General features: G+C 70.8%; 20 protein-coding genes. 9 read left to right on the top strand and 11 right to left on the bottom strand.

Going from position 1 to position 24,898, the window contains the following annotated elements:
• Positions 1–93: 93 nt before the first annotated feature.
• Both ACJOT3_RS13560 and ACJOT3_RS13555 read left to right on the top strand, forming a co-directional pair.
• The gene (locus tag ACJOT3_RS13560; RefSeq protein ID WP_406972544.1) at positions 94–564 is read left to right on the top strand and encodes a MinD/ParA family ATP-binding protein; all 471 of its coding nucleotides are present in this window, start codon (positions 94–96) and stop codon (positions 562–564) included.
• Positions 565–743: 179 nt separating this feature from the next.
• On the top strand, positions 744–2,153 hold the full coding sequence (locus tag ACJOT3_RS13555) for a hypothetical protein (RefSeq protein WP_406972542.1): 1,410 nt from the start codon (positions 744–746) through the stop codon (positions 2,151–2,153).
• A gap of 85 nt (positions 2,154–2,238) precedes the next feature.
• Here ACJOT3_RS13555 and ACJOT3_RS13550 read toward each other — a convergent pair whose 3' ends face one another.
• Genes ACJOT3_RS13550 through ACJOT3_RS13510 form a run of 9 tightly spaced genes read right to left on the bottom strand, consistent with a single transcriptional unit; the run spans position 2,239 to position 11,843 of the window.
• Entirely contained in the window at positions 2,239–2,649 is a 411-nt protein-coding gene (locus ACJOT3_RS13550; protein ID WP_406972540.1) for a DUF4913 domain-containing protein, read from the bottom strand.
• 37 nt (positions 2,650–2,686) lie between these two features.
• Entirely contained in the window at positions 2,687–4,012 is a 1,326-nt protein-coding gene (locus ACJOT3_RS13545) for a hypothetical protein (protein WP_406972538.1), read from the bottom strand.
• Between the two features lie 44 nt (positions 4,013–4,056).
• Complete coding sequence (locus tag ACJOT3_RS13540; protein ID WP_406972536.1) at positions 4,057–5,739, bottom strand: type IV secretory system conjugative DNA transfer family protein; 1,683 nt, start codon at positions 5,737–5,739, stop codon at positions 4,057–4,059.
• Positions 5,736–7,325, bottom strand: a complete 1,590-nt coding sequence (locus ACJOT3_RS13535; RefSeq protein ID WP_406972534.1) for a putative type IV secretion/conjugal transfer ATPase — start codon at positions 7,323–7,325, stop codon at positions 5,736–5,738. Before ACJOT3_RS13535 ends, ACJOT3_RS13540 begins: the two co-directional genes overlap by 4 nt.
• The gene (locus tag ACJOT3_RS13530; RefSeq protein ID WP_406972532.1) at positions 7,322–8,809 is read right to left on the bottom strand and encodes an SCO6880 family protein; all 1,488 of its coding nucleotides are present in this window, start codon (positions 8,807–8,809) and stop codon (positions 7,322–7,324) included. The genes ACJOT3_RS13535 and ACJOT3_RS13530 overlap by 4 nt, the downstream gene beginning before the upstream one ends.
• 4 nt (positions 8,810–8,813) lie before the next feature.
• The gene (locus ACJOT3_RS13525; RefSeq protein ID WP_406972530.1) at positions 8,814–10,322 is read right to left on the bottom strand and encodes a TrbL/VirB6 family protein; all 1,509 of its coding nucleotides are present in this window, start codon (positions 10,320–10,322) and stop codon (positions 8,814–8,816) included.
• A gap of 1 nt (position 10,323) precedes the next feature.
• Positions 10,324–11,073 (bottom strand): DUF8175 domain-containg protein, encoded by a 750-nt coding sequence (locus ACJOT3_RS13520; protein ID WP_406972528.1) that lies wholly within the window; start codon positions 11,071–11,073, stop codon positions 10,324–10,326.
• 19 nt (positions 11,074–11,092) lie between these two features.
• Positions 11,093–11,398: a hypothetical protein gene (locus ACJOT3_RS13515; RefSeq protein WP_406972526.1), complete on the bottom strand. Its 306-nt coding sequence runs from the start codon at positions 11,396–11,398 to the stop codon at positions 11,093–11,095.
• 19 nt (positions 11,399–11,417) lie between these two features.
• Complete coding sequence (locus ACJOT3_RS13510) at positions 11,418–11,843, bottom strand: DUF6668 family protein (protein WP_406972546.1); 426 nt, start codon at positions 11,841–11,843, stop codon at positions 11,418–11,420.
• Positions 11,844–12,203: 360 nt separating this feature from the next.
• Here ACJOT3_RS13510 and ACJOT3_RS13505 point away from each other — a divergent pair, with 360 nt between their 5' ends.
• Both ACJOT3_RS13505 and ACJOT3_RS13500 read left to right on the top strand, forming a co-directional pair.
• On the top strand, positions 12,204–13,292 hold the full coding sequence (locus ACJOT3_RS13505) for a lytic transglycosylase domain-containing protein (protein WP_406972524.1): 1,089 nt from the start codon (positions 12,204–12,206) through the stop codon (positions 13,290–13,292).
• 385 nt (positions 13,293–13,677) lie between these two features.
• Positions 13,678–13,971: a hypothetical protein gene (locus ACJOT3_RS13500; RefSeq protein ID WP_406972522.1), complete on the top strand. Its 294-nt coding sequence runs from the start codon at positions 13,678–13,680 to the stop codon at positions 13,969–13,971.
• A 112-nt stretch (positions 13,972–14,083) separates the two neighbouring features.
• Here ACJOT3_RS13500 and ACJOT3_RS13495 read toward each other — a convergent pair whose 3' ends face one another.
• Positions 14,084–15,121, bottom strand: a complete 1,038-nt coding sequence (locus ACJOT3_RS13495; RefSeq protein WP_406972520.1) for a glycerophosphodiester phosphodiesterase family protein — start codon at positions 15,119–15,121, stop codon at positions 14,084–14,086.
• A gap of 129 nt (positions 15,122–15,250) precedes the next feature.
• On the bottom strand, positions 15,251–16,372 hold the full coding sequence (serC, locus tag ACJOT3_RS13490) for a phosphoserine transaminase (RefSeq protein ID WP_406972518.1): 1,122 nt from the start codon (positions 16,370–16,372) through the stop codon (positions 15,251–15,253).
• A 231-nt stretch (positions 16,373–16,603) separates the two neighbouring features.
• On the opposite strand from serC, the gene ACJOT3_RS13485 reads away from it, so the two are divergent.
• The 5 genes from ACJOT3_RS13485 to ACJOT3_RS13465 all read left to right on the top strand — a co-directional run.
• On the top strand, positions 16,604–20,086 hold the full coding sequence (locus ACJOT3_RS13485; protein ID WP_406972516.1) for a hypothetical protein: 3,483 nt from the start codon (positions 16,604–16,606) through the stop codon (positions 20,084–20,086).
• A 59-nt stretch (positions 20,087–20,145) separates the two neighbouring features.
• Positions 20,146–20,799, top strand: coding sequence for a pyridoxamine 5'-phosphate oxidase (gene pdxH, locus ACJOT3_RS13480; RefSeq protein WP_406972514.1), 654 nt, complete (start codon positions 20,146–20,148; stop codon positions 20,797–20,799).
• Positions 20,800–21,063: 264 nt separating this feature from the next.
• Positions 21,064–21,765 carry an iron-dependent transcriptional repressor DtxR gene (locus tag ACJOT3_RS13475; protein ID WP_406972512.1) on the top strand — a complete coding sequence of 234 codons (702 nt, stop codon included), beginning with the start codon at positions 21,064–21,066 and terminating at the stop codon, positions 21,763–21,765.
• Positions 21,766–21,908: 143 nt separating this feature from the next.
• Positions 21,909–24,188: a SpoIIE family protein phosphatase gene (locus ACJOT3_RS13470; RefSeq protein WP_406972510.1), complete on the top strand. Its 2,280-nt coding sequence runs from the start codon at positions 21,909–21,911 to the stop codon at positions 24,186–24,188.
• Positions 24,189–24,325: 137 nt separating this feature from the next.
• The coding region (locus ACJOT3_RS13465; protein ID WP_406972508.1) for a transporter substrate-binding domain-containing protein at positions 24,326–24,898 on the top strand (573 nt) is incomplete at its 3' end.

The following is a 24,898-nucleotide window of genomic DNA, read 5'->3' as shown; positions in this document are numbered from 1 at the left end:
TGGGACAGCTCGCCCTGGTCGAACAGCTCCGCGGCGACCAGGCGTCGTTTCTCGTACTCGGCAGGAGTGCGGGGAGAGGAGAGGGGAAGCTCCATGGCCAGGGTTTTCCCAGCTCGCTCGGCTGTCAACCCACACATCAAAGATCAGTACGACATCGTCCTCAACGATTGCGGCACCGGAATGGGGAATCCGGGAATGCGGCGCGTGCTGGACCTCGCCGACCAGGTCGTGGTCGTTCTCGAACCCGCCTCCGATGCGGCACGGGCCGCGGAGTCGACCTTCGAATGGCTGCACAGGAACGGTTATGCGAATCTCATAGCCGGTGCCATCGTCGTCATTTCCAAGGTCGACCGGAAATCCGCGTCGTCCCCTGAGATCGACGCCCTCGAATCCCATTTCAACGGGATGGTGAGGGCCGTCGTCCGGATCCCCTTCGACGAACACCTCGCGTGGGGAAGGGTCATCCGTTTCCAGGAACTGCACGAGTCCACGCGCAACGCGTGCTCCCATGTGGCGCTGCTGAGCGTGGAAGGGCTCGCGCGCATGCAGAGGTCGGGTGTGTGAACCGTGCTCTGAGCGCTCCGCCCGCCCGTGTCGGCGGAGCGCTCATGGTGTCCGGGGCGGCCCGAGGAGGCACCCCGCCCCCGTCAACCCCCTACGAGGAAGAGTAGAGGTCCAGGGTGGAGATAGATCAGAGATCGGATGGGGCCCAGGAGGCCCTCCTCCAGGCCATCCACCTTCAGATGCGCATCGCCCAGACCTTCGGTCGGGCGGCGAACCGCCATGTCATGGACCGGTTCCGGGACCTTCCGCGGACGAACCAGGCTCCCGACCGGGTGCGCCCCCAGACGAGGAGGGAGCGCCGTGCCCAGCGGCGCGCGGACCACAGGAAGTTCGCCGGGGTCGGCCGGGCGTCCTGGTGGCGTGACGCCACCCCCGCCAAGATCGCGGACGCGTCGATGGCGATCCAGCGCCAGCGCGGCGGCAGCCTGCGGGCACGCCTGGCCGGTTGGCTGCTGAACCGGCGGTACCGGCAGCAGACCGGTGTGAACCTGAACGAGACCGTGCAGATCTTCGGCCCGCAGTCCCCGTACCAGGCGGTGGGCAACCAGGGCATGGCCCAGGGGTTCGCCGAGCTGGTCCCGCGTACCTTCGAGGAGCAGCGCGGTCTGGAGGAGCTTCGCCAGGAACTCCAGCGGATGTCGCAGGAGATCGACTACCTGCGCGAACGGCTGGGTCTTCCGCCGCGGGGCGCGGAGGAGCGGGAGCGGGACGAGAACGCGGCCGAGCAGGAGGGGGACACTCCCCGCCGCGAGGCGGAGGAGGAGTCCGAACGCGAGGCCGACGCCGAATCCCCCGAGGCGGAGAGCGGGACCGAGGAGAAGGCGGAAGCCGAGCGGGAAGCCCAGGAGGAGTCCGCCGAGCGCTCTGAAGCGGAGACCGAGGAGGACCGGGAGGCCGAGGAGGACCGCGAAGAGGCCGCTGAGAGTTCTGAGGCGGAGACCGAGGAGGACCGGGAGGCCGAGGAGGACCGCGAAGAGGCCGCTGAGAGTTCTGAGGCGGAGGCGGAGTCCGAGCGGGACGAGACCGCCGAGCGCTCCGAGGCAGAGACCGACACCGAGCGCGAATCCACCGAGGCCGAGCAGACGGCGCAGAGCCCTGAGACCGAGGCCGGAGAGGACGACCGCGCACCCTCCGAGACCGCGGAGCAGGAGACCTCGGAGCCCTCCGCCCCCGAGACCGAGGAGGACAGGGAGGCAGAGGGACCCGGGGAGGAGGCGTCGGCGAACCCCGGGGCGGACCCGGATCCGGGCCGCGAGGAGGCGGCCGAGCGCGACGGACCGGAGGGCTCCGCCCCGGAGGCGACCGGGACCGCTCCGGCGGAGGAGCGCCCCCAGGGCGCCCCCGAGGCCACCGCCGAGAACGGCCGGACGGACGCGCCCGCCACCCCCGCCGAGACCGATCAGGGCCAGGGGCGGCCGGAGCCCGCGGCGGCGACGGACAGCCGCAACCTGCTCAACCAGACCACGGGCCAGGCGCGGCCCGGACCCGGGGCGGCCCCCGGACCTCAGGACTCGGCCCCTGCCAGGGGCGGGCAGTGGAGCCACCGGAGCCAAGGTCCCCAGCAGGACGGAGGCATGGGCGGCCGATGAGGGTCCCCGTACACGCGGAACGCCCGGTCGGACGAACCGACCGGGCGTTCCGCGTGTACGGGCCCGGGCCACGGGCCCGGATGTGTCAGTACTCGGGGAAGTACCCCGGAGGCGGTGAGTCGTGCGGGAGGGGTTCACCGTGCCCGTTGGCGTCCTCCGCCGTGGCCATGGGGCCGTCGGGGGAGAGGAGGATGCCCATGTGGTAGTCCGCGTGGTCGCGCAGCCAGGTGCTGATGCCCGTGGAGGGGTCGTTGCGCAGGCTCTCCCACGACCGCCAGATGGCGTCGACGCGGATGAGCGCCTCGGCGTTCTCCCACCAGCGCGCGGACCAGCGGTACTGGTTGCGGACCCCCACCCGGCGCTTGTAGACGTGGCGGAAGTAGTTCTCGAAGAAGTCGACCGCGTTCCTGTAGTGGAGTTCTTCCGGATCGCCGGCTTCGCCGCCGCTGTTGGCGTAGTCGTTCAATTCGTTCAGCCAGTCCTCGTTACCGGCCATGCCTCCGATCCTTTCCTTGTCCCGGTGCCGGTGGTCGTCACCAGTAAATCGGGAAGACCGCGCTGTACTCGGGGGCGACGGCGCCGATCTCGGTGGGCTCAGCGCCGCCGTCGACGGGCACGGAGTACCAGCCGCTGGAGCCGTCCTGGGCGGTGGACCGGAACAGGACCTTGGTGCCGTCGGAGGACAGGACCGGGGTGGTGTTGGTCCGGTCGCCGCCCTGGATGATGCTGCGGACGGGGCCCTTACTCGGCTTCAGGGTCTCCGGGTCGATGGTCAGGATAGAGAAGAGGTTGTCGTCCATCATCAGCTCGTTGTCCCCGACGATCGTCACGGGGCTCCTCCCGAGGAAGTGGTTGCTGATGTCCCCGTCGTAGAAACTGTCCAGGTAGCCCCAGCCGTCGTCCTCGCTGACGTTGTCGGAGCCCGCCGCCGAGAGCTTGGGTTCGGAGTCGGGGGACCACTTGCGCGCCCAGATGGTCGCCATAGTGCCTGAGGGGAACATATGGCCGACCAGGGTCCCCTCCTGATTGGAGAAGTACCTGACGAAATCAGTGTGCGAGCTGGAACCGCTCTCGTTCTCCAGTTCTTCCGAAGTGAACTCGTTGAAAGTGCTGGTGAAGACGTGGCCGCTGTGAGGGTCGAGGATGACGCGGTCGCACTTGGTGCAGGGGCCGATCTCCTGGACGTCTCCGCTGGCCGGGTCGAGGCTCTTGACCGTTCCCTCTTCGCCGCCGGGGACCTTCTCCAGGTAGTAGACGCGGCCGTCGTTGTGGTTGTAGCGGGGTGAGTACTGGCCGAGGGTGTCGCTGAAGCCGGAGCCTCCGTTGGCGGGCAGGAGGGCTTCCACCGTTCCGTCGGAGGACATGGCACCGATGGTGGTGATCTGGGCGCCGTTGACCTGCTCGTCGAGGGTGACGAGTAGTTGCGAGGTCTCGGGGATGAACAACCCGGACAGCTGGTGGGGCAGGTTGCGGCTCGCGGGGAAGCGTCTCTCGGTGGCCTGGTACTCCATGATGTCGCAGTTGGGGAGGGTGGTGGTGAACTCGCCTTCGGGGGCCCGTGCGCTGCCCTGCCGGGGTTCCTCGGTGGCGGTGGTGTTGGTGGGGTTGTAGGAGTGCTGGGCCAGGAGGCTGCCGTCCTGGTCGGAGAAGCGGTAGGCGTTGATGACGCCCATTCCGCAGTCCATGGCGAGGAATCCCTCTCCGGCCAGGGGCTCCTGGCTCACGGTGTCCCCGGCGGTGTCCCCGCCCTCGCCGCCGCCCTCTCCGCCGTCGCCGCCGCAGGCGGTGGCGAGCATGACCACGGCGGCCAGAGCGGCCCCGTGTTTCCAGAGGGAGGGGTATGAGCGTTCTTCGGGCATGATCGGTCCTCGTTCGTCGTGAAAGGTCAGGGAGTCAGAGCCGATCAGGGCTCGTAGGTCTTGAGGGAGGAGAGCACCTTCTCCTTGTGCTTGCCCGACATCCACGGCACCGTCTCCACCAGGGTCGGCGGGGTGCCGGAGGCGATCACCACGGCCCTGCCCGGCGGCATGGAGCCGAGGTCGGAGACCTCCATGGTCCGTTGCCTGTCCACCTGCCAGGAGACGGACCGCCCCTGCTTGCCCCCCGAGACCGAGGCACGCTCGACCTCGTGGTCGCCGATGAGCTGGGAGAGCTCGTTGAGGAACTCCACCTCGGAGACACCGCCGCCGTACATCTTGATGTTGGAGGCCGACCAGAGCTTGCGCATGCCGCTCTGTCCCCACACGTCCACGCCCTGGGACCAGGACTGAAGGATCGTCATGAGGATGATGCCGCGGGAGCCGTAGTGGGAGTACAGGGCCGGGAGGTCGTTCCAGCGGCACACGTTCGCCGCCTCGTCGAGCACCCCCAGCAGCGGTGTGCCCAGCCGTCCGCCCCGCTGGGTGGTCGCCAGCTCCTCCGCCGCCTCGACCACCGCGACGGTCAGGGCGGTCACCAGCGGACCGGCGCTCCCCTTGCCCTCCTTGGACAGGGAGTACAGCGTGCCGCCCGCGGCCACGAACTCGCGCGGGTCGAAGTGCGGGCGGGCCTCTCCGCCCTCACCCTCCTGCGGGGAGATCCACGGGGCGATCTGCCTGCTCATCAGGCACGACACCATCTGCATCGCGGTCCCGTACACGCCGCCGCGCTGTTTCTCGGGAGAATTGACCACACCGGAGACGTTGTCCGCCACCAGGCTGTACCCGTGGCGGGAGAGGATGCCCACGGCCTCGTCGTCGTGCGGGCGGGTGAGCCAGGTGTACACCTGGAGGATCGACCGGCGGTCCAGCGCCGCGGCGAGCAGCAGGCCCGCCAGCAGGTCCTGGGCCGCGCCGTCGAAGAACGCGTCGGTCTTGGCATCCGCGTCACGCGACCCCGCGACGAAGTGGCCCGCGAGCCGGGCCGCCTTCACCTCGTCGGTGACATAGGACAGCGGGTTCCACCACCACTCGGGCTTCTCCAGGGCGATGGCCTGGGGGTCGAAGACCCACACCGGCCCGGAGTTCTGGCGCACCCCGCGGGTGGCGTCGACCACGTCCCGCTTGTTACTGGTCACCAGGACGGCGCCGGGCGCCTCCAGGATGGCCGGGATCGCCCGCGAGGTCGTCTTACCGGTACGGGGACCCCAGATGTCGACGTGCATGTCCTCCCAGGAGCCGTACAGCATGCGGCCGTCCCGGACGGAGCGCCCGATGGGCACCCCCGGGGAGCCCTGCACACCGAGCCGCTCGGCCTTGGCCCGGGCGCCCTTCTCCGACAGCCGCTCCAGGTCGTCCCCGCGGCCCATGTGGGCGGCGGAGGAGTCCACCCGCGCGCGCGAGCTCCGGCGCAGCAGCAGGACGAGGGTGAACACCAGGACGATCAGGATCCACTCCCCGACCAGGACGACCGTGTGGGACATCCCCCACGTGATCCTGCCGCCCAGCACCCCGAACAGGACATCGAACGGGTTGGCCGCGGCCTCGCCGCCGCCGACGCGCACCGCCACCCACACGGTGCCCAGCACCAGCAGCACGGTGGCGATGAGGACCCAGATGAGCACCGCTTCGGTGTTCATCCCGGTCGGGGTCTTTCGGGCTCTGCTCATCCTGTGCTCTCCTCGACCGGGCCCTCGGCTCCGGAGCTCTCACCGGCCGCCCCGCCCCCGGTGACCGTGCCGGTCCGGGAGACGGTGTGCCAGAGCTTGTTGGTGTCGTTGATGGATTTCTCGGCCTCGGTCAGCTGCACCTGCACCGGGATACCGGGGCGGCCGCCGACCTTGACGAGGAACTTGCCGCGGCCGGGGGGCGCGCTCTCGGTACCCGCGTGGGAGTCCCAGGCCGGGGGGTCCTGCCAGGAGCCGAGCATCTCCTGTTCCGCGAGGGAGAAGGGGATGACGGAGGACAGCATCGGCATCTCGGCGCGGGGCAGACCGCCGCACACCACCATGCCCGAGCGCTCCACGAACCCCTTGGCCTTGTTGCGGTCCTCCTCGCTCGGCAGCGACATGAGGTCGCTCATGGTGTGCGAGATCATCGCCATGCCCACGCCCCGCTGGCGGTTGAGGCGGGTCAGGGCGTCGACGCGGTCGACCATCCCGTGGCCGGCGCGCAGGGCCCGCCACAGCTCGTCCAGGATGACGAAGTAGTGCCGCCGCGGCTCCAGTCCCGCGTCCGCCAGGGCGTGGGAGAGGTTGATGGTCGCGAACCCGGTCGACCAGCACGCCAGCAACACGGCCGCCTGTAGATCCATCTCGGTGTCGTCGATGCCGGACACGTCGAAGACGACGGGCCGGTCGCGCTTCATCGGGGTGGTGGTCGGCCTGGAGAAGGTCTCTCCCAGCCGCCCGCCGCCCACCAGGCCGATCAGCGATGCCTCCAGGTGGTCGGTGACCTCCTGGTAGCGGGTCAGACTCCCGCGGTCCAGGGCGACCTGACGAACGGCGTCGGGGGCGTCCTGGATGCACTTGAGGAGATCGCTGAGCACCGGTGTGCCCTCGTGGCGCTCGTCCAGCACCTTCAGCGCGCGGTCGAGGATCGTCTCCTCGCGGTCGCTCACCGGGGCCGACCGCATGATGGTGAGCAGGGCGGTGACCATCGTCAGCCGACGGCCGTGGACGTCCGCCATCAGCTTGGTCCGGGCATCGGCGGGCAGCCGGTGCAGCTCCTCGCTCGCCTGCCCCGGGTCGAGGACGTTGAGGTGGCCCTGGCCGCGGCCGAGGCTGATGACCTGGCCGCCCAGGGCCTCCACCAGGTCGACGTAGTCGGGCTTGAGGTCGCCCAGGATGAACGGCTGCACACCGTAGCCGGACAGGCCGGTCGCCATCCGCCGGGTGATGGTCGACTTGCCCAGGCCGGGCTTGCCCAGCACGAACATCGACGGGTTCGAGATCAGGTTGGCCCGCTGGAACCACGAGATGGGGTCGCAGCACAGCGTCGCCCCCGTCATGATGTTGCGCCCGATCGGCACGCCGACCATCGGCGTGCCGCTGCCGACCGAGAACGGCCACAGCCCGCACACCTGCACGGTCGTGCCGCGCCACTCCGGGGCCATCTCCACGATGGTGGACTCGCCCGCGCCGTAGGAGGTCCAGCCGCGCGGGCCCGGCCGCTTGGGCCGTACCTCGGGCACCTCGACGGCCTTGGGCCGACTGCGGAAGCGGTCCTTGTCCCCCTTGCGTCGTTTCCGGCTCACATCTGCTCCCTGATCTCCACGGGAATCCTCAGGTGCATGGGCAGGACGATGCCCAGCGGGAGGCCTGCGGCGAAGGTGGAGTCCTGCGCCCCGTAGGCGGGCCGCAGCCGCAGCCGGGACGCCGCCGACAGGTTGGCGATCGCGGCCCGCGCGTCCGCCTCCTTGTCCAGGTCCTCGACGGTGGCGGTGACGACCATGCCGAAGTTCACCAGACCGGCCCCCGCGGCCTCCTCGGTGGCCGTGGCCCGGGCGGAGCGGGTCGCCAGCATGTCGCGCGCCGTCGGCTTGGCGCTGGAGGTCGCCCGGAACTCGGCGGCCCGCAGGTCCGCCTCCACCACACCGGCCGCCTTCGCCGGGTCCAGCGGCCGGTACAGCAGGGTGACGCGCTTGCGCGCGATGTCGGGGTGGGGGGCGAGCAGCCGGGTCAGGATGCTCGACTGCACGTTGCCGCGCGGCGCGGCCGTCATGGTCCAGGAGATGGACAGGGCGCTGTCGTGCCGGATCTTGTCCCAGCCCGCCTGGTGGGCGGTGGGGCCCACGTCCGTCCACTCGATCTCGGGCACCTCGCCCGCCGCGTGCGCCTCGTCGATGAGGAGCGCCGCGGCCGGGTCGTAGGCGACGCGGATGACCTCGCACAGCTCCTGCGCGGGCAGCGGCCGGGCGGCGCCGGCCCCCGTCGAGGTCAGGCCCTGGGTGAGGCCGGGGAGGCGGGCGGCGAGGTCCCGGCCCATCTCCTCGGGGGTGATCTTCTTGTCGCGTCCGGGGGAGAAGGTCAGGGCCACGTAGGCCCGGACCAGGGAGGAACCGTGCGGGTAGGCGTCCACGGTCTCCAGCAGCACCTGCCGGGCGAACACGGGTGACTGCTCGTCGATCTGCCCGACGACCTCGCGGTGCAGCCGGGTCCCGGTGTCCGGGGAGGTCTCGACGGTCACCGACGCGGCGACCAGGTCGGGTTCGTCCCCCAGGTTGGCGAGCCAGTGGCCCCACTCCGCCACCCAGGAGTCGACCTGCTCGATGTCCACCAGCGCGGCACCGTCCGGCTCGGTCGCGACGACGACGGAGAAGTGGTTGCCGTTGGAGGGCAGGTGCAGCAGGGCGAACGGGCGGCCGTAGGAGTCCTGCTGTTCGCTCAGCCGCAGCGGGGCGGCGATCCCCGGAAGTTGGTAGCGGCCCCAGGGCACCCGGCCCAGCGGGCCGGAACGGTAGAGGTGGGCGCCCAGGGAGCGCGCCTTCCACCAGAGCATCCGTACTCCCATCTTCGACATGGTGCTTTTGCCGTGTTTGTCCTTGGTGAGCACGGCGAGGAGGACGATGCCCAGGACCGCACCGGCGATGGCGCCCCGGAGGAGCCCGGCGATCATCACCACGAAGACGATGATCACCAGGCTCCCGAGGAGGAACACCGTGCCGAGGGTGCCCAGACCCATGAGACCCGCGGATGCGGGGACCCGCCAGTTCCCGTACGTGCGCACGGTACGGGTCATGTCGTCATTTACGGCTACCACTGGGCCCATCGCCTCCGGAAGCGGTTTCGTCGACCGCCCTCTTGCTGGCATCGCCGACCGCCTTGACGGCCTTGGCGGCCGCGTAGATGGCGGCGGTCTTGGGGTTGCTCTTCATCGCGGCCGAGCCCGCGCTGCTGCCGGCTCCGGCCATGGCGCCGCCTCCGCCGCCTCCCACGGCCGCACCGCCACCGGCACCGCCCCCGGCCGCGCCACCGCCCGCGGCAGCGCCGGGTTTGGCGCCGCTGGTGTTGGAGGCGCCCGTGGCACCCCCGCCGGAGGCGCCGCCCGAGGCACCTCCACCGGAGGAGCCCCCGCCTCCGCCGCCTCCGCCACCGCCCGCCGAACCGGAGGGGAGGGCCGAGGTCACGGCATCGGAGGCCCCGCCACCGCTGCCCGCGGTCGCGCCGACCATGGGGGTCACGAACTTCATCAGGGCGGGGAGGGCGAACAGGGCCAGGGCGAGCATGGTGATGCCCAGCATCACGTCCTGCAGACCCGCATCTCCTTCGGGCTTTTGGAGGAGCACGAACGCGAGGGCGTAGATGATCGCCGCCACGGGCTTGTAGAGCAGGAAGGCGACGAGCCAGGAGATGGCCTTCTGGAACCAGGACCTGCCCATCTCCGTGTTGGTGAACGCGGCGGTCAGAGGCAGCACACCGGTCAGAAGTATGAGCATGCCGTCGCGGATCATCATCAGCACCATCTGGATCAGGCCGATGATGATGATGACCAGCCCGAGAACGAGGACCATGATGAGCCCGCCGCCCCCGAAATACGTATGGAGGCCCATGAGGCCGAGGAACTTCGTGGCCAGCTCGCCGAGATCGGACTCGCCGTAGCCCTCTGCCAGGATCCACACCGAGAACTCGTCGCCCAGGCCGATGAGGATGTTGACGAAGGTCACGCAGGTCGCCGAGACCACGACCAGGGTCAGGAGGGATTTGAGCAGTTCCTTCCCGGGTTGGGCGCGCTGCTCCCAGGCCATCTTCACTCCGCCGACGATCACCGAGATGATCGCGGCGACCCCGACGTAGAACATCAACCGGCTCTGCAGGAATCCGGCCGCGCCGCCCGCCGAGGTGCCGCCCATGGCCCCGATCAGCATCGAAATGAGCGACGAGGCACCGCCGATGAGGGCCACGGATCCGATGACCAGGGTCATCTTGTTGAGGTACTGACCGCCCTCGCCCCTCGACCTGGCCAGGGCCAGGGTCGCCCCGAGGATCATCAGGGACAGGACGGCGACACCTAAGCCGATCCAGGTGACATAGCCGAGGAGTTCGCTCACCTGGGCCGTGGTTCCGCCGGGGGAGGTGATGCCACTGGCGGCGGAGGCGTCACCGGAGGACAGTTCCCGGGTAGGGCTCTCGATCCAGAACGTCAGCATCGTCTTGATGACGTCTCCGACCGCTTCCTCGAATTCCTTCTTGATGTCATCCATGATGCTCGTCACCGCATTGTCGAAATGACATTTGATGTTGATCCCGCACATGTCAGATCGCCGCCCAGGGTGTGTAGCCGCTCAGATCCTCGAGGACGGTGAAGAGGGGGTCGTTCTCGCCGTTCTCGCCGACCAGGATCTTCCAGTCCCCCTCCACCCACATGAGGTCGAAGGTCATGCTCGCGTACACGGAGTCGGGCGCCATCAGGGCGATGCTGATACGGGCTTCGTCCTCGGTGTAGGAGACGACCTTGGCGGCGACGATCTGTCCGCCGGGACCCTCCTCCGAGCCCGCCGATGACTCCGTCTCCGCGATGAAAGCCCCCCGTCCCGGGCCGGGGGCGATGAGCCGCTCCCACTGGGAGTCCATCCGGCCCGACCCGCTGTTGGCCAGGGCCAGGAAGTTGGCGGTGGCGAGCACCGCGCCCTCCGGGGTGCGCGCATAGCAGTAGCGGGCCCCGCCGTCCTCGACGACCCCCGGGCCGTGCTCCGCCGTCTGCGGGGCACGCATCCCGTCGATCGAGGTCCAGGTGGTGTCGAGCAGAGGGAGGAGCACGTCGTGTTCGGTCGTGTGCGCCTCCAGCCCGCACACGCTGGCCTGGCCGTCCGGGGCGGCCGGGGCCTCCTCCGGGACGGGGGTCGCCCCGGGGGTGGTGGAGGCGGACGCGGACCCCGGGTCCGTACCCGCCTCTTCCGCGTCGTCGGGCCACACGGCGACCAGGACACCGGAGACCACGAGGGCGGCGAGAAAGCCGGCGGAGAAGATGAAGGAGGGCTTGCCGAAGGGGTTCTCGTCGCTCATCGTCGAAGTCTCTCCGTGATCAGCTCACCAGGAACGAGACGAGGCTCGTCGCGCCGGAGATGACGATGACGCCGGCGAGGACCATGCCGATCTTGCTCATGTGCTCGCCGCCCTCGCCCCGTCGGGACTGGATGGCCATCACGGCGCCGGCGACGATGAGGCCGAGGACGCAGACCGCCAGGGCGACCCACTTGGCCCATCCCAGGATGGTGAGGAAGCCGCCGTCCAGGCCGGGAGGGGCCTGGCTGGTGACCTCGTCGATGCCGAGCGCTAGGGGCTGGAGGAGGGACGTTGCGTCAGCGGCGAGGACAACTGCTTCGTTCATCGGGTCTCGGGTCTTTTCTCTAGCTTTTCTGGATCAGGGCTTGCACGCTTTTTATGAGTTTTCGCAGTTCAGCGGGCATGCCACGGGGATCCGGGGCGGTGGGCGGGTCGGTCCGCCATTGTTCCATCCAGGGGACGCGCCAGGTTCGGGGGGCTCCCCCTCCTACTAGATGCGCGAAGTCCTTCAGGGGTTTCGGAAGCTTACCGGGTGCATCGGACACCAGGGCAAGTCCCAGGAGGTGAACTCCGGGAACGGCACCCGACGCCCATTGGGTGAGGGCGCTCCGGGCGGACTCCAAGCCGGAGAGGCTGGTTCTGGCCGTTAGCACCACGGGAATTCCGTCGGGTAGAGGAGTGGCCGGTTGCGGCCATGTGTGATGGCTCTCAGCCGACCCGGGAAGCAGCTTGGCGAAAGTGCTCTCGCCTGCCCCTCCATGTGCTCCCACCCACCACACGCTGGCATTATGCGGGAACACGCGGAGTGGGAGGCCCGCCCCTTCCGGAGCTTGGACGCCGGGGTGGGGGAAAGACGGTCCGGTGGCTGTGGTATGAGTATCATCCGCCTGGCCGGATTCGCGGGCAGCGGCGTTCCTAGCCGCTTCCGTATCGTCCTGAGCAGGCGTTGTCCAGGGATTATAGGGTTCGGACAAGGCGGGCCCGCTTTCCTCGATGGGCGTGATCCTGGGTTACGGCGCCTAGAGATACTACATTCGGGGCGTGTACGCAATCACGAAAGGGTCGCCCGTGCGCTGTGAAGAGAAACGCGGAAAGGCGATCCGGAGAGAGTTTCCGGGGAGTCCGCCCAGGTGAAGACGCTGCTTTATATACCCCTGGCCCTGATCGCTTTCATCCTGGTCCTGGTCCTGCTGTTGGTCAGCGTGATCACCGAAGAAGCGAACGGATCGCTTGAGGCGTTCCCGGACTCCGTTCCAGGTATCCCGGATGTCGTCCTGTTCGCCTACGTCGCGGCCGCGTCCAACGTCGAAGATTTCGCACCCGGTTGTGAGGGGATGACCTGGTCCCTGGTGGCCGGTATCGGTTACGTGGAGAGCAAGCACGGGACGTACAAGGGCGCCGAGGCCGACGACGAAGGCAACATCCGCCCCCCGATCATCGGTGAAAAGCTCGACGGTAGCGGCGATAAAGCCGAGATCAAGGACACGGATGAAGGCGAGATGGACGGGGATGAAGAGTACGACCGCGCCGTCGGCCCGATGCAGTTCATCCCGAGCTCGTGGGAGCAGTACGGGCAGGACGGGGACGACAACGGCGAGAAGGATCCGCACAATATCTTCGACGCGGCGGCTGCGGCCGTAGCGCATTTGTGCAGGAGCGGCGGAAACGACCTCACGACCGATGAGAAAATGCGTAAGGCCATCAGGGGCTACAACAATTCCGGCGCATACGTGAACGACGTCATGGAGCGCAAGAACCACTATGACTCCCTGCACGTCAGGCCGGACGGTAGCCAGGTCGGCGGCGGAGAGATGGTCCCCTGCGCCAACCTCGGAAGTCTGGACCCGGTCATGTGCTCCGTCCATGAGCACTTGAACGAGAAGTTCGGTTCCTTCTACCTTTCCGCCGGAGGATTCCGGGTGGAAGCCGGCAGCGACCACGGTGAGGGAAAGGCCATCGACTACATGATGGCCCCACTGGGGGGTGTCCCTACGGCGGAGAACCATGCCATGGCCCTGCTGGTCATCGACTACGTCATCAAGAACCATGCAGAACTCGGGGTCAAGGGGCTGATCTACGACCATCACATCTGGAATTCCAAGAGGGATCCCGTCGGAACCTGGCTCTCGGTGCGGCGCTTCCACCAGAACACAGGGGACCTCACCCAGGACCACGTGGACCACATCCATCTCGCGGCGGGTTCCGGTGATATGCAGTAAACCGGTCTCATCGGCGAGAAAAGGAGGCCTGCGTGGAGTCCGAGATTCATTCACCGCCTGTTGCGGTGGCCGCCGGCGTCCGTGACCTTTCGGAGGTCGATCGGGCACGGATCTGGAGTGGTTTCCCGCACATGGGTGTCCCGGCCGGACCGGGCCGTGCCGGGATTGCAGGTTTTCCGGAGCCGCCGTATGCGAACCTGCGGGGCGTTCCTGTGCCGGAACGGGACCACCCGTACCGCTCGGCTCGCCGGGAGTCGGGCACTTCCGCCGACCAGCGGCCCGTGGTCGTTTTGCGCCACAGTCATTCTTGTGGCGCCCGGGACCACCGGGACGGTGCGGGGGCCTCGAATTCGCTGGAATTCATTCCCCCGTTTCCGAGGAAGTGATGCGTGCCTTCGTCCCGGATCCGGCTCACCCCTGGGAGACGGCCCTTGAGGACCACCCGCATCAGGCCCTGACTCCCCCGCGCAAGCCGGACCGGAGCGCTCTGCCCGGGTTCCACGGGCAGTGGAAGCACCACCGCCACGCGCGTTCGGCGGATCGGACCACCGTTGGACATGCCCTGGCCGACCACAAGCGCTGGAAGCAGTCGACGCGCTGGACGCACCGGCGGGAGAACCTTCCGGCCACCTACCGGTCCATCGCCGGGCCGGTCTCCGACCGCACCGCGAACACCTGACGGGCACCACGAGCGGGGCGACCGCGCCTCACCCGTCATCACGCACCGACCCGTCATACGGCGAGGGGCCCGGACGGTCCCCGCGTCCGGGCCGTTTGCGCGCGGCGGCGGGTCAGGAACCCTTCTTGGGGCCGCCCTGGCCGTTCTGGGCGGCCTGCTCGGTGTCCAGGAAGTGCTCCCGGACCAGGAAGGCGTGCCGGGAGAAGTCCGTGAACACCCCGTCCACGCCCAGCTCGAAGAACAGCTCGTACTCCGCGGCGAACGAGCCGTACTCGCCCGCGTCGCCGTCCGAGCGCAGCGCCGGCGGCAGGAAGTGGTTCTCGCTGCGGAACGTGTACGGGTGCACCAGCAGCCCCGCCTCGTGCGCGTCGTCCACCAGCGAGGTCGGCTCGGTGAAGTCCCCGTCCTCGCCGACCGGCGCGATCAGCGACTTGGCCGGGCCGATCGCGTGCGCGAACGCCGCCACCTCGGCCAGCCCGTCCGGCGTCGTGTAGTGCCGCCAGTGCTCCTCGGTGCCCAGCAGGAACACCAGCGGCAGCTCCGTCTCGGCGAGCTTGCGCAGGCTCTCGGCCTCGAACGACTGGAGGAACACCGGCACCCGCGGCTCCGGCCCGGTCAGCCCGGCCTCCTTGAGCGCCGCGATCAGCGGCGGCTCCAGGTCCAGGTCCTGGGACACGTGGTAGGCGGGGTGCTTGGTCTCGGGGTAGATCCCGATCGGCCGCTTGAGCTCCGCGGTGAGGGAGAACGCCAGCTCGATGACCTCCTCCAGGGTCGGGATCTCGTAGGTCCCGTCCATCAGCGCGTTCATCGTGCGCACGTCCTGGAGGCGTTCCCTGGCGCGCAGCGTCTTGATCTCCTCCAGGGTGAAGTCCTGGGCGAAGAACCCGGTGATCTCCCGGCCGTCGATGGTCCGGGTGGTGCGCCGGTCGGCGAACTCCGGGCGGTCGGCGACGTCGGTGGTCTCGCCGATCTCCGATTCGTGCCGGCAGATCAGCCGGCCGTCCTTGGTGGCGACCAGGTCCATTTCGATGAAGTCGCCGCCGTGCCGGGCGCCCAGTTCGTAGGAGGCCAGGGTGTGCTCGGGCCGGTGCCCCGACGCACCCCGGTGGGAGATGATCTTGATGGGGGAATCCAACTTGTTCCTGCGCACAGTCGACCCGTCCTGGAAGTCCGGAAAAGGAGAAAAAGAGGAGGTCGGCCCGCGGGAAGCGGACCGACCTCCATTCTGCCCCGTCATTCGACCGCGCGGCGGCCGGGACCGGGACGGTGCCCGAACGGCTCAGGACAGCCGGGTGAGCACGTAGTCGATGCACGCGGTCAGGGCCTGCACGTCGGCGGGCTCGACCGCGGGGAACGTCGCCACGCGCAGCTGGTTGCGGCCCAGCTTGCGGTACGGCTCGGTGTCCACGACCCCGTTGGCGCGCAGCACCTCGGCGACGGCCGCGGCGTCCACGTCGTCGCTGAAGTCGATGGTCGCCACGACCTGGGAGCGCTTGGCCGGGTCGGTGACGAACGGCGTCGCGACCGGGGACTTCTCGGCCCAGGTGTACAGGACCGAGGAGGACTCGGCGGTGCGGCCCACGGACCAGTCCAGGCCGCCCTGGCCGTTGATCCACTCCAACTGCTCGGCCAGGAGCAGCAGGGTGGCCACGGCCGGGGTGTTGTAGGTCTGGTCCTTGCGGGAGTTGTCGATGGCGGTGGGCAGCGAGAAGAACTCGGGGACGTACCGGCCGCCCGCCGCGATCTCCTCGGCCCGGGCCAGCGCCCTGGGCGACATGACGGCCAGCCACAGGCCGCCGTCGGCCGCGAAGCTCTTCTGCGGGGCGAAGTAGTAGACGTCCGTCTGGGCGATGTCGACCGGCAGGCCGCCGGCGCCGCTGGTGGCGTCGACCAGCACCAGGGCGTCCTCGTCGGCCCCGGCCACCCGCGCGATGGGCGCGGCCACACCGGTGGAGGTCTCGTTGTGGGTGAGCGCGTAGGCGTCCACCCCGGCCTCGGCGACGGCCTCGCCGTGGGTGCCGGGCTCGGTGGTGATGACGGTCGGCTCCGCCAGCCAGGGGGCGCCCTTGGCGACCTTCGCGAACTTGCCGGAGAACTCGCCGAACGCCAGGTGCTGGGACTTCTCGCGCAGCAGGCCGTGGGCGGCGATGTCCCAGAAGGCGGTGGTGCCGCCGTTGCCGAGCACGACCTCGTACCCCTCGGGCAGGGAGAACAGGTCGGCGACCCCGGTGCGCACCCGGGAGACCAGGGACTTCACGGGCTTCTGCCGGTGCGAGGTCCCCAGGTATCGGGAGCCGGAGGAGGCCAGCGCCTCCAGCTGGGCCGGGCGGACTTTGGAGGGGCCGCTGCCGAATCGGCCGTCGGAGGGCAGGAGGTTCGCGGGAATCTGGATCTCGGTCACGGTCCCCAGGGTAGTGGTGGGGACCCCGACGCCGCCGGTCAGGGGTGTTATTCGTGCACGTGAAAATACGTGAGAAGGGATCGCCGCGTCACAATCCCCCGGTGGCGGCCGATTGAGGACAGTGACAATTAGGTCTAATTGCGTGAAATGCAGGTGGCCTTTGCTGTCTAATGAGGTCGCTTCGGGGGGAGCCGAGACCGACAGACCACGATCATGACGAGGTGCCCGCGCGTGTCCGAGACCACCGGAGCCACGACCTCCCCGGAGGCGCCCGAGCGCACCGCGGCCGCGGACGGGGACGCCGACGCGGTCCGGCGCCCGCTCGCGGTCTTCGACGCCCTGCGCGAGCGCCCCGGCCGGGCGCACGTCGGACGGTCGGCCCGGATGGAGCGGCGGGCCGCCCGCCGCCGCCGGGTCCGCGTGCACGGCGACGTGCAGCGCGGCGACCTCGCCGAACCCCCGCCCGCCCTCGACCTGGTCCTGGACGACCCGGCCGACCGCACGGCCCTGCTGGACGCCCTCGCCGAACGCTGCGGCAACCAGCCGCCGCTGCGCCTGCCCGCCCCGGGCGCGGCCGCGTCCCCGGCCCTCACCAAGGACACCGGCGGGGAGCCCTGGGCCACCACCGACGAGCTCTACGACCTCGTCGAACGCCTCCTGGACGCCGCCGACGACGCCTTCCCCGCACCCGAGGGCAGCCGCACCGCCCCGCCCCCGCCCCGGTTCGCCCGCCTGCGCTCCCTGCTGCGCCTGCGCGCCTGCGACCGCGCGGCCATCCACGAGGGCATGAGCGGCAGCGTCGCCGGGCGCGGCACCCTCGAACTCGACACCGACCGCCGCACCCAGATCCACGTGGTCGCCGCCCTGGGCCGGCTCCGCTCGGCCTCCCGCCGCGAGAGCCGCCACCGGCCCGTCCCGCGCTGGCTCGCCGCCTACCTGCGGATCGCCCGGGAGAGCGCCATCCGCATCGCCGGGCTGAGCACCCGCATCACCTTCGGCCGCCTGGACGCGGTGCTGCTCACCCCGGTCTCCTTCGTCATCGGCGTGCTGGGCGTCCTGGCCCCGCCGCTGTTGGGCGCGTTCGGCCTGGCCACCGCCCTGGGCGGGCTGGGGCCGGACACCCTGTTCGGCCAGACCCTCCAGGGCGTCAACAACTGGATCGCCGGGTCCGCAGCGGTCCTGCTGCTCATCGTCTACGCCTCCCTGGCGCCGTTCCTCGTCCTGCCCTGGCGCGCCTACCGGTGGCTCGACGACCACGCCGACTACGAGGAGAGGACCGGCCTGCGGGGGCACCGCGACCGCGGCATCCACGTCCTCAACCTGCTCAAGGGCGAGGCCGGCCGGGAGGGCCGCCTGCACCAGACCGAGGCCGCCGACCCGGAGCCGGCCCCCGGCCCGGCCTCCGACGCGGACCCCGCCGAACCCCGTGCCTGGTGGGAGCACCTGCTGCGGCTGCCCGAACGCGAACGGCGGGAGCCCCCGGCCGCCGCCACCGCACCCCGCCCGGTGTCCGCCGAGGCCCCCCGCGAATACGAGCCCCTGCCCGCCGTCCACCGGCTCGCCGTCAACGCCCTGCTGGACGACCTCGCCGACACCCACGGCGGCGTCCACCGGCCGCTGCGGCCGCGCCGGGGCCGGGCCCTGCGCCCCGTCCTGCTGGTCGACCAGGACCGCCTCGACCGGGTCGGCCGCTACCTCGTCCGCCTCATCGAGGACGAGCGGGTGCGCCGCACCCTGCCCGACCCCCTGCTCATCGTCCAGGTCCGCGGGCCCGGCACCGCCTCCCTGGTCTCCCCGGCCGTCGACGTCGCCCGCTACCCCTCGCTGCCCGGCACCGAGACCACCGTCCGCCAGGAGGAGGTGTCCCTGTGGCGGCGCGCCCGCCACGCCGCCGGGGTCCTGGGCGTCACCCGCACCCTGCGGCTGGCCGTCCCCGGGGTGCCCGCCGACCCCGCCGCGGGCACCCCCGCCGACCGGACCGTGCCCACCGCCGCCGCGCTCGCCCGGCGCTGGAGCGCGGGCACCGGCCTGTCCCTCGTGCTCGTCCTCTCCCTCGCCTGGGGGCTCGGGCCCAGCGCCATGGCCCCGTTCAACCCGTGCGTCCAGAACTGGCTGTGGGAACCGGTCGGCATCGAACAGGACGGCAAGGACTGCTACGGCGTCACCTTCGGCGACTTCGTCTTCCACGAGCGGCTGCGGGAGGCCACCGGCCTCATCCGCGACCAGAACGCGGCCGTGGACGCCGCCCCGCGAGGCACCCCGCACGTCACCGTCGCCTACTTCGGCGCGCTCAGCACCACCGCCGCCTCCGACCTCAACCTCGCCGGGGTGCAGGGGGAGCTGCTCGGCATCGCCCACCGCCAGGCCGAGCACAACGCGTCCGCCGACGCCTCCCTGCCCCGCATCAAGATCATGCTGGTCAGCACCGGGCAGGGCTGGTCGCACGCCGCCGACGCCGCCCGGATGGTCGTCGCCCGGTCCGAGCGCACCCGCGACCGGATGGACCGGCCCATCGCCGCCCTCGGGTTCGGCCAGAGCCTCCAGGGCACCACCGAGGCCATCCGGGTGCTGGGCGCCGCGCGCATCCCGGTGGTCGGCACCACCGCCACCTTCGACGACATCGCCCTGGAGGCGTCGGGCAAGTACGGCCAGTACTTCTTCCCGCTCGCCCCGGCCAACTCCCGGATCGCCGAACAGGCCGCCGCCTGGGCCTACCACGGGGCGGCCTGGGACGGCGGGGGCCTGGCAGCGGGGGAGGGGACGCCGACCCTGGGCCCGGCGCGCACCGCCGTGGCCATCGCCAACAACCAGGGCGGGGAGAGCTACGGGCCGCACCTGGCGGTGCGGTTCATGTCCGCGTTCCGCGCCCTGGGCGGGGAGCCCTGGGAGGACCCCGACGGCCGGGAGCCGCCCGCCGTGGGCATGGCCGACGGCTCCAGCGCGGTCGTCCCCGGGGTGCTGCCCTACCGGGCCGGGGAGGTGTCGCAGGCCGACCACCTCGCGCGGGTGTGCGCCCAGGAGCCGCCCGACCTCATCTACTTCGCGGGGCGCTCCACCGACTTCGCCGACTTCCACCGCCAGCTCCAGGAGGAGGGCATGTGCGTGGAGGCCCGGATCGACGTGCTGGGCGGCGACGACATCGCCAAGTTCGTCACCGACCACGCCGAGACCATCGGCCGGGCCGACGGGTACCCCGTGTTCTACACGCCGCTGGCCGCCAGCGGGTCCTGGGGGCGCTACACCGAGGGCAGCGAGCGCGCGTTCTACGCCGAGGCCGAGGCACTGGTGGAGGAGCTGTACGGCGACGGGGACGCGGAGGCGGGCGCGGCGGGCGCCGACGCCGCCGACGGCGGCCTGCCCTCGATCGCCCACGCCGCTGTCGCGGCCGACGCCGTCACCGTGCTCTCCCGGGCGCTGCGCGGCATCGACCACCCGGTGCCCGGCGGCGACGCGCCGCCGTTCCTGGGCGACGACGACGCCTACCACGCCGAACGCGACGCCCTGGTGGAGCGCATCCAGAACACGGCGGGGCTGTCCGCGGTCTCGGGGCACATCGCGTTCGGGGAACCCGCCCGCGGCAACTGGTACGACGACCGGATGGTGCAGCTCGTGGTCGTGGGGCCGCGCGGCGAGGACGGCTCGCGCCAGCACGTGGTGGCGGCCTGCGGGCGGATCAGCCCGTCCACGGTCGACCCCGGCCCCGGCTGCGTGTGACGCGCGCGTCGCCGCAGCCGGGTGGCGCGGGCGGGCCCCGGCGAGAGAAGATGCCCCCTGTGGACCGTACAGACCCCGCCGAGCTGCGCAAACCCTACGTGGGGGCGCCCCTGCGCCGCGCCGACCTCGCCGATCATCCCATGACCCAGTTCCACGTGTGGTTCGAGGAGGCCCACGAGTCGGGCCTGGCCGAGCCCAACGCGATGGTGCTGGCCTCCGCGGAGCCCGACGGCATGCCGCGCGCCCGTACGGTGCTGATGAAGGGCTACGACCGCCGGGGCCTGCGCTTCTTCACCAACTACACCTCGCGCAAGGGTGTCGCCCTGGCCGCCGACCCGCGGGCGAGCGTGGTCTTCCCCTGGCACCCCATCCGCCGCCAGGTCCTCGTCGCGGGCCGGGTCGAGCGCCTGGGCGACGCCGAGAACGACCGCTACTTCGCGTCCCGCCCGCGCGGCTCCCGCCTGGGCGCCTGGGCCAGCGAGCGCCAGTCCCAGCCGGTCGCCGACCGCGACGACCTGGACCGCCTCTACCGCGAGTTCGAGACGGTCTGGCCGGGCGACGCCGAGATCCCCCGCCCCGCCTACTGGGGCGGCTTCCGCCTGATCCCGAGTGAGGTCGAGTTCTGGCAGGGCGGCGCCGACCGCATGCACGACCGCTTCCGCTACCTGCGCACCGACGACGGCACCTGGGACATCACCCGCCTGGCCCCCTGAGCCCGCGGTCCCCGAACCCGCCCGGCCCCCGGCCCCCGGCCCGGGGGTGAGAAGCGGTGCGGGTCCGACGCCCGGGTGCGTACGGAATTTCGGGTCCTTGCCGTCACGATATGCTTGCGGTATTCGGTGGTCGCTCCCGCGGTCGTGCGGACGCCCCGGTCCCCACTCGGCTCCCGGGAATCGCATCGCGCCGGCCTGTGTTGTGAGAGACCTGCCGTGCCCGCCGTGATCGTGCGCCGGGCGCAGAGCCATGGGAGGGGAGTCTTGACCGCACACGGGCTGATCGACACCACGGAGATGTACCTCCGGACGGTATTCGAGCTCGAAGAGGAGGGCATCGTCCCCCTCCGGGCACGGATCGCCGAGCGCCTGCACCAGAGCGGCCCGACCGTCAGCCAGACCGTGGCCCGCATGGAGCGCGACGGCCTGCTGCGGGTCGAGAACGACCGGCACCTGGTCATGACCGCCGAGGGGCGCAGGCTGGCCACCCACGTCATGCGCAAGCACCGGCTGGCGGAGCGGCTGCTCGTCGACGTCATCGGGCTGCCCTGGGAGGACGTCCACATCGAGGCCTGCCGCTGGGAGCACGTCATCTCCGAGGCCGTGGAGGAGCGCCTGGTGACGCTGCTCAACGCCCCCTCGGTGTGCCCCCACGGCAACCCGATCCCGGCGCTGGACGAGCTGGGCCTGGACGACTACTCGCCCGAGCCCTTCACCGACGAGTCCATCGTGCCGATGGTCGACGTGGCCTCGGGGACGGACACCGCCGTCACCGTGCGCCGCATCAGCGAGCAGATCCAGTCCGACGCCGACATCATGCGCACCCTGCGCGAGGCGGGGGTGCAGCCCGAGAACGAGGTCGTGCTGCGCGCCGGCGACGACGGGGTGCGGATCCTCGCCGAGGACGGCGGGAGCACCGAGCTCACGGCGGCCATCGCCGGGCACATCTTCGTCGCCAAGCCGTGACGACGGGGACCCGTTGCTCATCAGGATTGTCACATTGCGCTGCGAGAACATTGACGGTGTTGCTACGCTCGCTGCAAGGTGCGGTCGTTCGGGTGACCCGGGGCGGGCATGCTTGCAGTTCATGACGGCGAGGTGGCGGCTAGATGACACGGTGGGGTGAGCCCTTCCGGGAAGGCGACGCGCTCGCCACGGCCGCCGTCGTGGACCGCGCGCAGATCGCCATCGTCGTCATCGACCGGTTCAGCCTGCTGCGCTACTGGAACCCCTTCGCACGCGAACTCTTCGGCTTCGTCGGCGGCCGCGACTACGTCGGGCTCTCCCTGCTCGACATCGGCATCCACGAGTCCGACCGCGAACACGCCTCCCAGCTGGCCCGCCGCGTCCTGCGCGGCGAGCCCTGGGAGGGCACGTTCGCGGTCCTCAAGGGCGACTCCACCTGGATCCACGTCCGCGCCCAGGCCGTGCCCATGCGCAACGACGACGGCGAGATCGACGGCATCACGCTCATCGCCCGCGAGGCGCTGCGCAGCGGCCGGGTCGAGGAGCAGTACGGCCTGCTGGAGCGGATCGGCAGCCGGCTGGCCAGCTCACTGGAGTTCGACTCCACCGTGCGAGGGGTCGCCGGCATCCTGGTGCCCCAGTTCGCCGACCACTGTTTCATCGACCTCTACGACCACGACCGGCTGGTCAGACGGGTCTCGGTGCACGCCGAGGGGTGGACGCCCCCGGCCCGCACCTGGTTCGACGTCGGGGACGAGGTCCGCTACCCCGAACGCCACTTCGTGACCCAGGCGCTGCGCCGCCTGGAGACGGTCGTCAGCAGCGACTACCTCTTCGAGAACTCCCCCAACACCCGCTCCGACATGGTCTCCCGGCAGGTCGGCATCACCTCCGCGATCGCCGCCCCGCTGCGCGCCCGCGGCGAGGTCCTGGGGGTGCTCACCCTGGCCCTGTCCGGGCTGTCCCCGCGCCAGAAGAACACCTACGGCGGCTTCGACCGCGACCTCGTGGGCGCCATCGCCTCCCGGGTCGCCCTGGCCATCGACAACGCCCGGCTGTTCGAGGAGGAGCGCAGCACCGCCCTGGCCTTCCAGAACAGCCTGCTGCCCAACCACTTCCCGCCCCAGGACGGGCTCACCATCGCCTCCCGCTACCTGCCCGCCGGGCCCACCCAGGCGCACGGGCACGGCATCCAGACCCAGGTGGGCGGCGACTTCTACGACGTCATCCCGCTCTCGGCCGGCCGGGTGGGCCTGGTCATCGGCGACGTCGAGGGCCGCGGCCCGCACGCCGCCGCCGTCATGGGCCAGCTGCGCGCCGCCCTGCGGGCCTTCGCCCAGGCCGACCGCGAACCCGCCGACATCCTGCGCGAGCTCGACGAGTGGGTGCGCCGGCTGGGCCGCCCCGACGACGAGGGCGGCACCTGGATCCCCAGCGTCAGCTGCCTGTACATGGTCTACGACGCCTGGTCGCGCGAGCTCTCCTACGCCAACGCCGGGCACGCCGCCCCGCTGCTCATCACCTCGGACTCCGTCGAGGCCCTGGAGCTGGAGGTCAACGACCGCATGCTCGGCACCCGGGTCAAGGGCGGCGCGGGCGAGGACGTGGTCTACCACCCGGCGGAGCTGCGGCTGCCCACCGGCGCCACACTGCTGCTGTACACCGACGGGCTGATCGACCGCACCCCCGTGGGCGGAATCCGCGACCCCGAACGGGCGTTCCGCAGGCTCACCGAGCGGGTCGCGGAGGTCGCCGACAAGGACGTGGAGCAGATCGCCGAGGCGGCGGTGCACAGCGTTCCGGGCGAACTCGACGACGACACCGCGCTGCTGGTCGTGCGCACCGACTCCGACGAGCTCGCGCTGCGCGAGGGCTGGTTCCCCTCCGAGGCCTCCACCGTGGGCGAGGCCCGCCACCTGGCGGCCAACACCTTCAAGGAGTGGGGGATGGACCGGGACCAGGCGGAGCTGGCCTGCCTGCTGGTCTCGGAGATCGTCACCAACGTCGTCATCCACGCCACCCCGCACCCGGTGCACCGCGAGTTCACCGACAACGGGGTGCGCGACTCCGAGACGCCCTTCGAGGGCGGCGGCTCCTTCGACGAGTTCGACGAGGACTGGAGCGACCTGCTGGACGAGGTCGCCGAGGCCGACGAGGCGGTGGCCGAGGACGACGACAAGGAGTTCCTGCTCCGCCTGCGCAAGGGCGCCTCCCGGGTGTGGGTGGAGGTCTTCGACCACGACCTGCGCCTGCCGCGCATCCGCAGCGCCGCCGCGGACGACGAGGGCGGCCGGGGCCTGTACCTGGTGGAGCAGCTGGCGACCCGCTGGGGATCGCGGCCGACCCCGGACGGCAAGGCGGTCTGGTTCGAGATGCCCATGCACGCGCCGGTGGAGGACGAGGGGATCGAGCCCCCCGCCTGAGCGCGGGGCCCGGGGTCCGACCGGTGACCGGGCGGACGCGCTGCGTTCCGTGACGCAAAAGACCTGGATTTACCACCGGTCAGGTAGGTAATTTGTACGGCATTCCCCGTCCCCCGATCTCTCCTGCGGAGTAGCCGATGACCTCCCGCCACCTGCCCGTGTTCGGCGCCCTCGCCGCCGGGGCCGTCCTGCTGGCCACCGCCTGCGCCCCGGCCGACGACGCCGCCTCCGGAACCGACGGTGACAACACCGTCGAGTGCACGCCCGGCGGCCTGCCCACCCTCACCGAGGGCGTGCTCACCATCGGCACCGACAGCCCGGCCTACCCGCCGTGGTTCGCCGACGACGACCCCGCCAACGGCGAGGGCTTCGAAGGCGCCGTCGCCTACGCGGTCGCCCTCGAACTGGGCTACAGCGCCGAGGACGTCACCTGGACGACGGTGCCGTTCAACAGCGCCATCCAGCCCGGTCCCAAGGACTTCGACTTCGACATCAACCAGTTCTCCATCACCGAGGAGCGGGCACAGGCCGTCGACTTCTCCAGCCCCTACTACGACGTCCGCCAGGCCGTCGTGGCGCTGGCCGGCTCCGAGGCCGCCGAGGCGGCCTCCACCGCCGACCTGGCCGAGCTGACCATCGGCGCGCAGGTCGGCACCACCAGCTACGAGACCCTGCTGGCCACCGTCGACCCGCAGACCGAGCCGCTGGTC

This window comes from Nocardiopsis protaetiae, from assembly GCF_045446735.1.
Taxonomy (GTDB): domain Bacteria; phylum Actinomycetota; class Actinomycetes; order Streptosporangiales; family Streptosporangiaceae; genus Nocardiopsis; species Nocardiopsis protaetiae.
This window is presented reverse-complemented; position numbering and strand designations above follow the sequence as displayed.

What these genes read in the sequence shown, in the direction of transcription:
- ACJOT3_RS13560 (WP_406972544.1), top strand. Translation starts at nt 94, where the DNA reads ATGGCCAGGGTTTTCCCAGCTCGCTCGGCTGTCAACCCACACATCAAA.
- ACJOT3_RS13555 (WP_406972542.1), top strand. Translation starts at nt 744, where the DNA reads ATGCGCATCGCCCAGACCTTCGGTCGGGCGGCGAACCGCCATGTCATG.
- ACJOT3_RS13550 (WP_406972540.1), bottom strand. Translation starts at nt 2,649, where the DNA reads ATGGCCGGTAACGAGGACTGGCTGAACGAATTGAACGACTACGCCAAC.
- ACJOT3_RS13545 (WP_406972538.1), bottom strand. Translation starts at nt 4,012, where the DNA reads ATGCCCGAAGAACGCTCATACCCCTCCCTCTGGAAACACGGGGCCGCT.
- ACJOT3_RS13540 (WP_406972536.1), bottom strand. Translation starts at nt 5,739, where the DNA reads ATGAGCAGAGCCCGAAAGACCCCGACCGGGATGAACACCGAAGCGGTG.
- ACJOT3_RS13530 (WP_406972532.1), bottom strand. Translation starts at nt 8,809, where the DNA reads ATGACCCGTACCGTGCGCACGTACGGGAACTGGCGGGTCCCCGCATCC.
- ACJOT3_RS13525 (WP_406972530.1), bottom strand. Translation starts at nt 10,322, where the DNA reads ATGTGCGGGATCAACATCAAATGTCATTTCGACAATGCGGTGACGAGC.
- ACJOT3_RS13520 (WP_406972528.1), bottom strand. Translation starts at nt 11,073, where the DNA reads ATGAGCGACGAGAACCCCTTCGGCAAGCCCTCCTTCATCTTCTCCGCC.
- ACJOT3_RS13515 (WP_406972526.1), bottom strand. Translation starts at nt 11,398, where the DNA reads ATGAACGAAGCAGTTGTCCTCGCCGCTGACGCAACGTCCCTCCTCCAG.
- ACJOT3_RS13500 (WP_406972522.1), top strand. Translation starts at nt 13,678, where the DNA reads ATGCGTGCCTTCGTCCCGGATCCGGCTCACCCCTGGGAGACGGCCCTT.
- ACJOT3_RS13470 (WP_406972510.1), top strand. Translation starts at nt 21,909, where the DNA reads ATGACACGGTGGGGTGAGCCCTTCCGGGAAGGCGACGCGCTCGCCACG.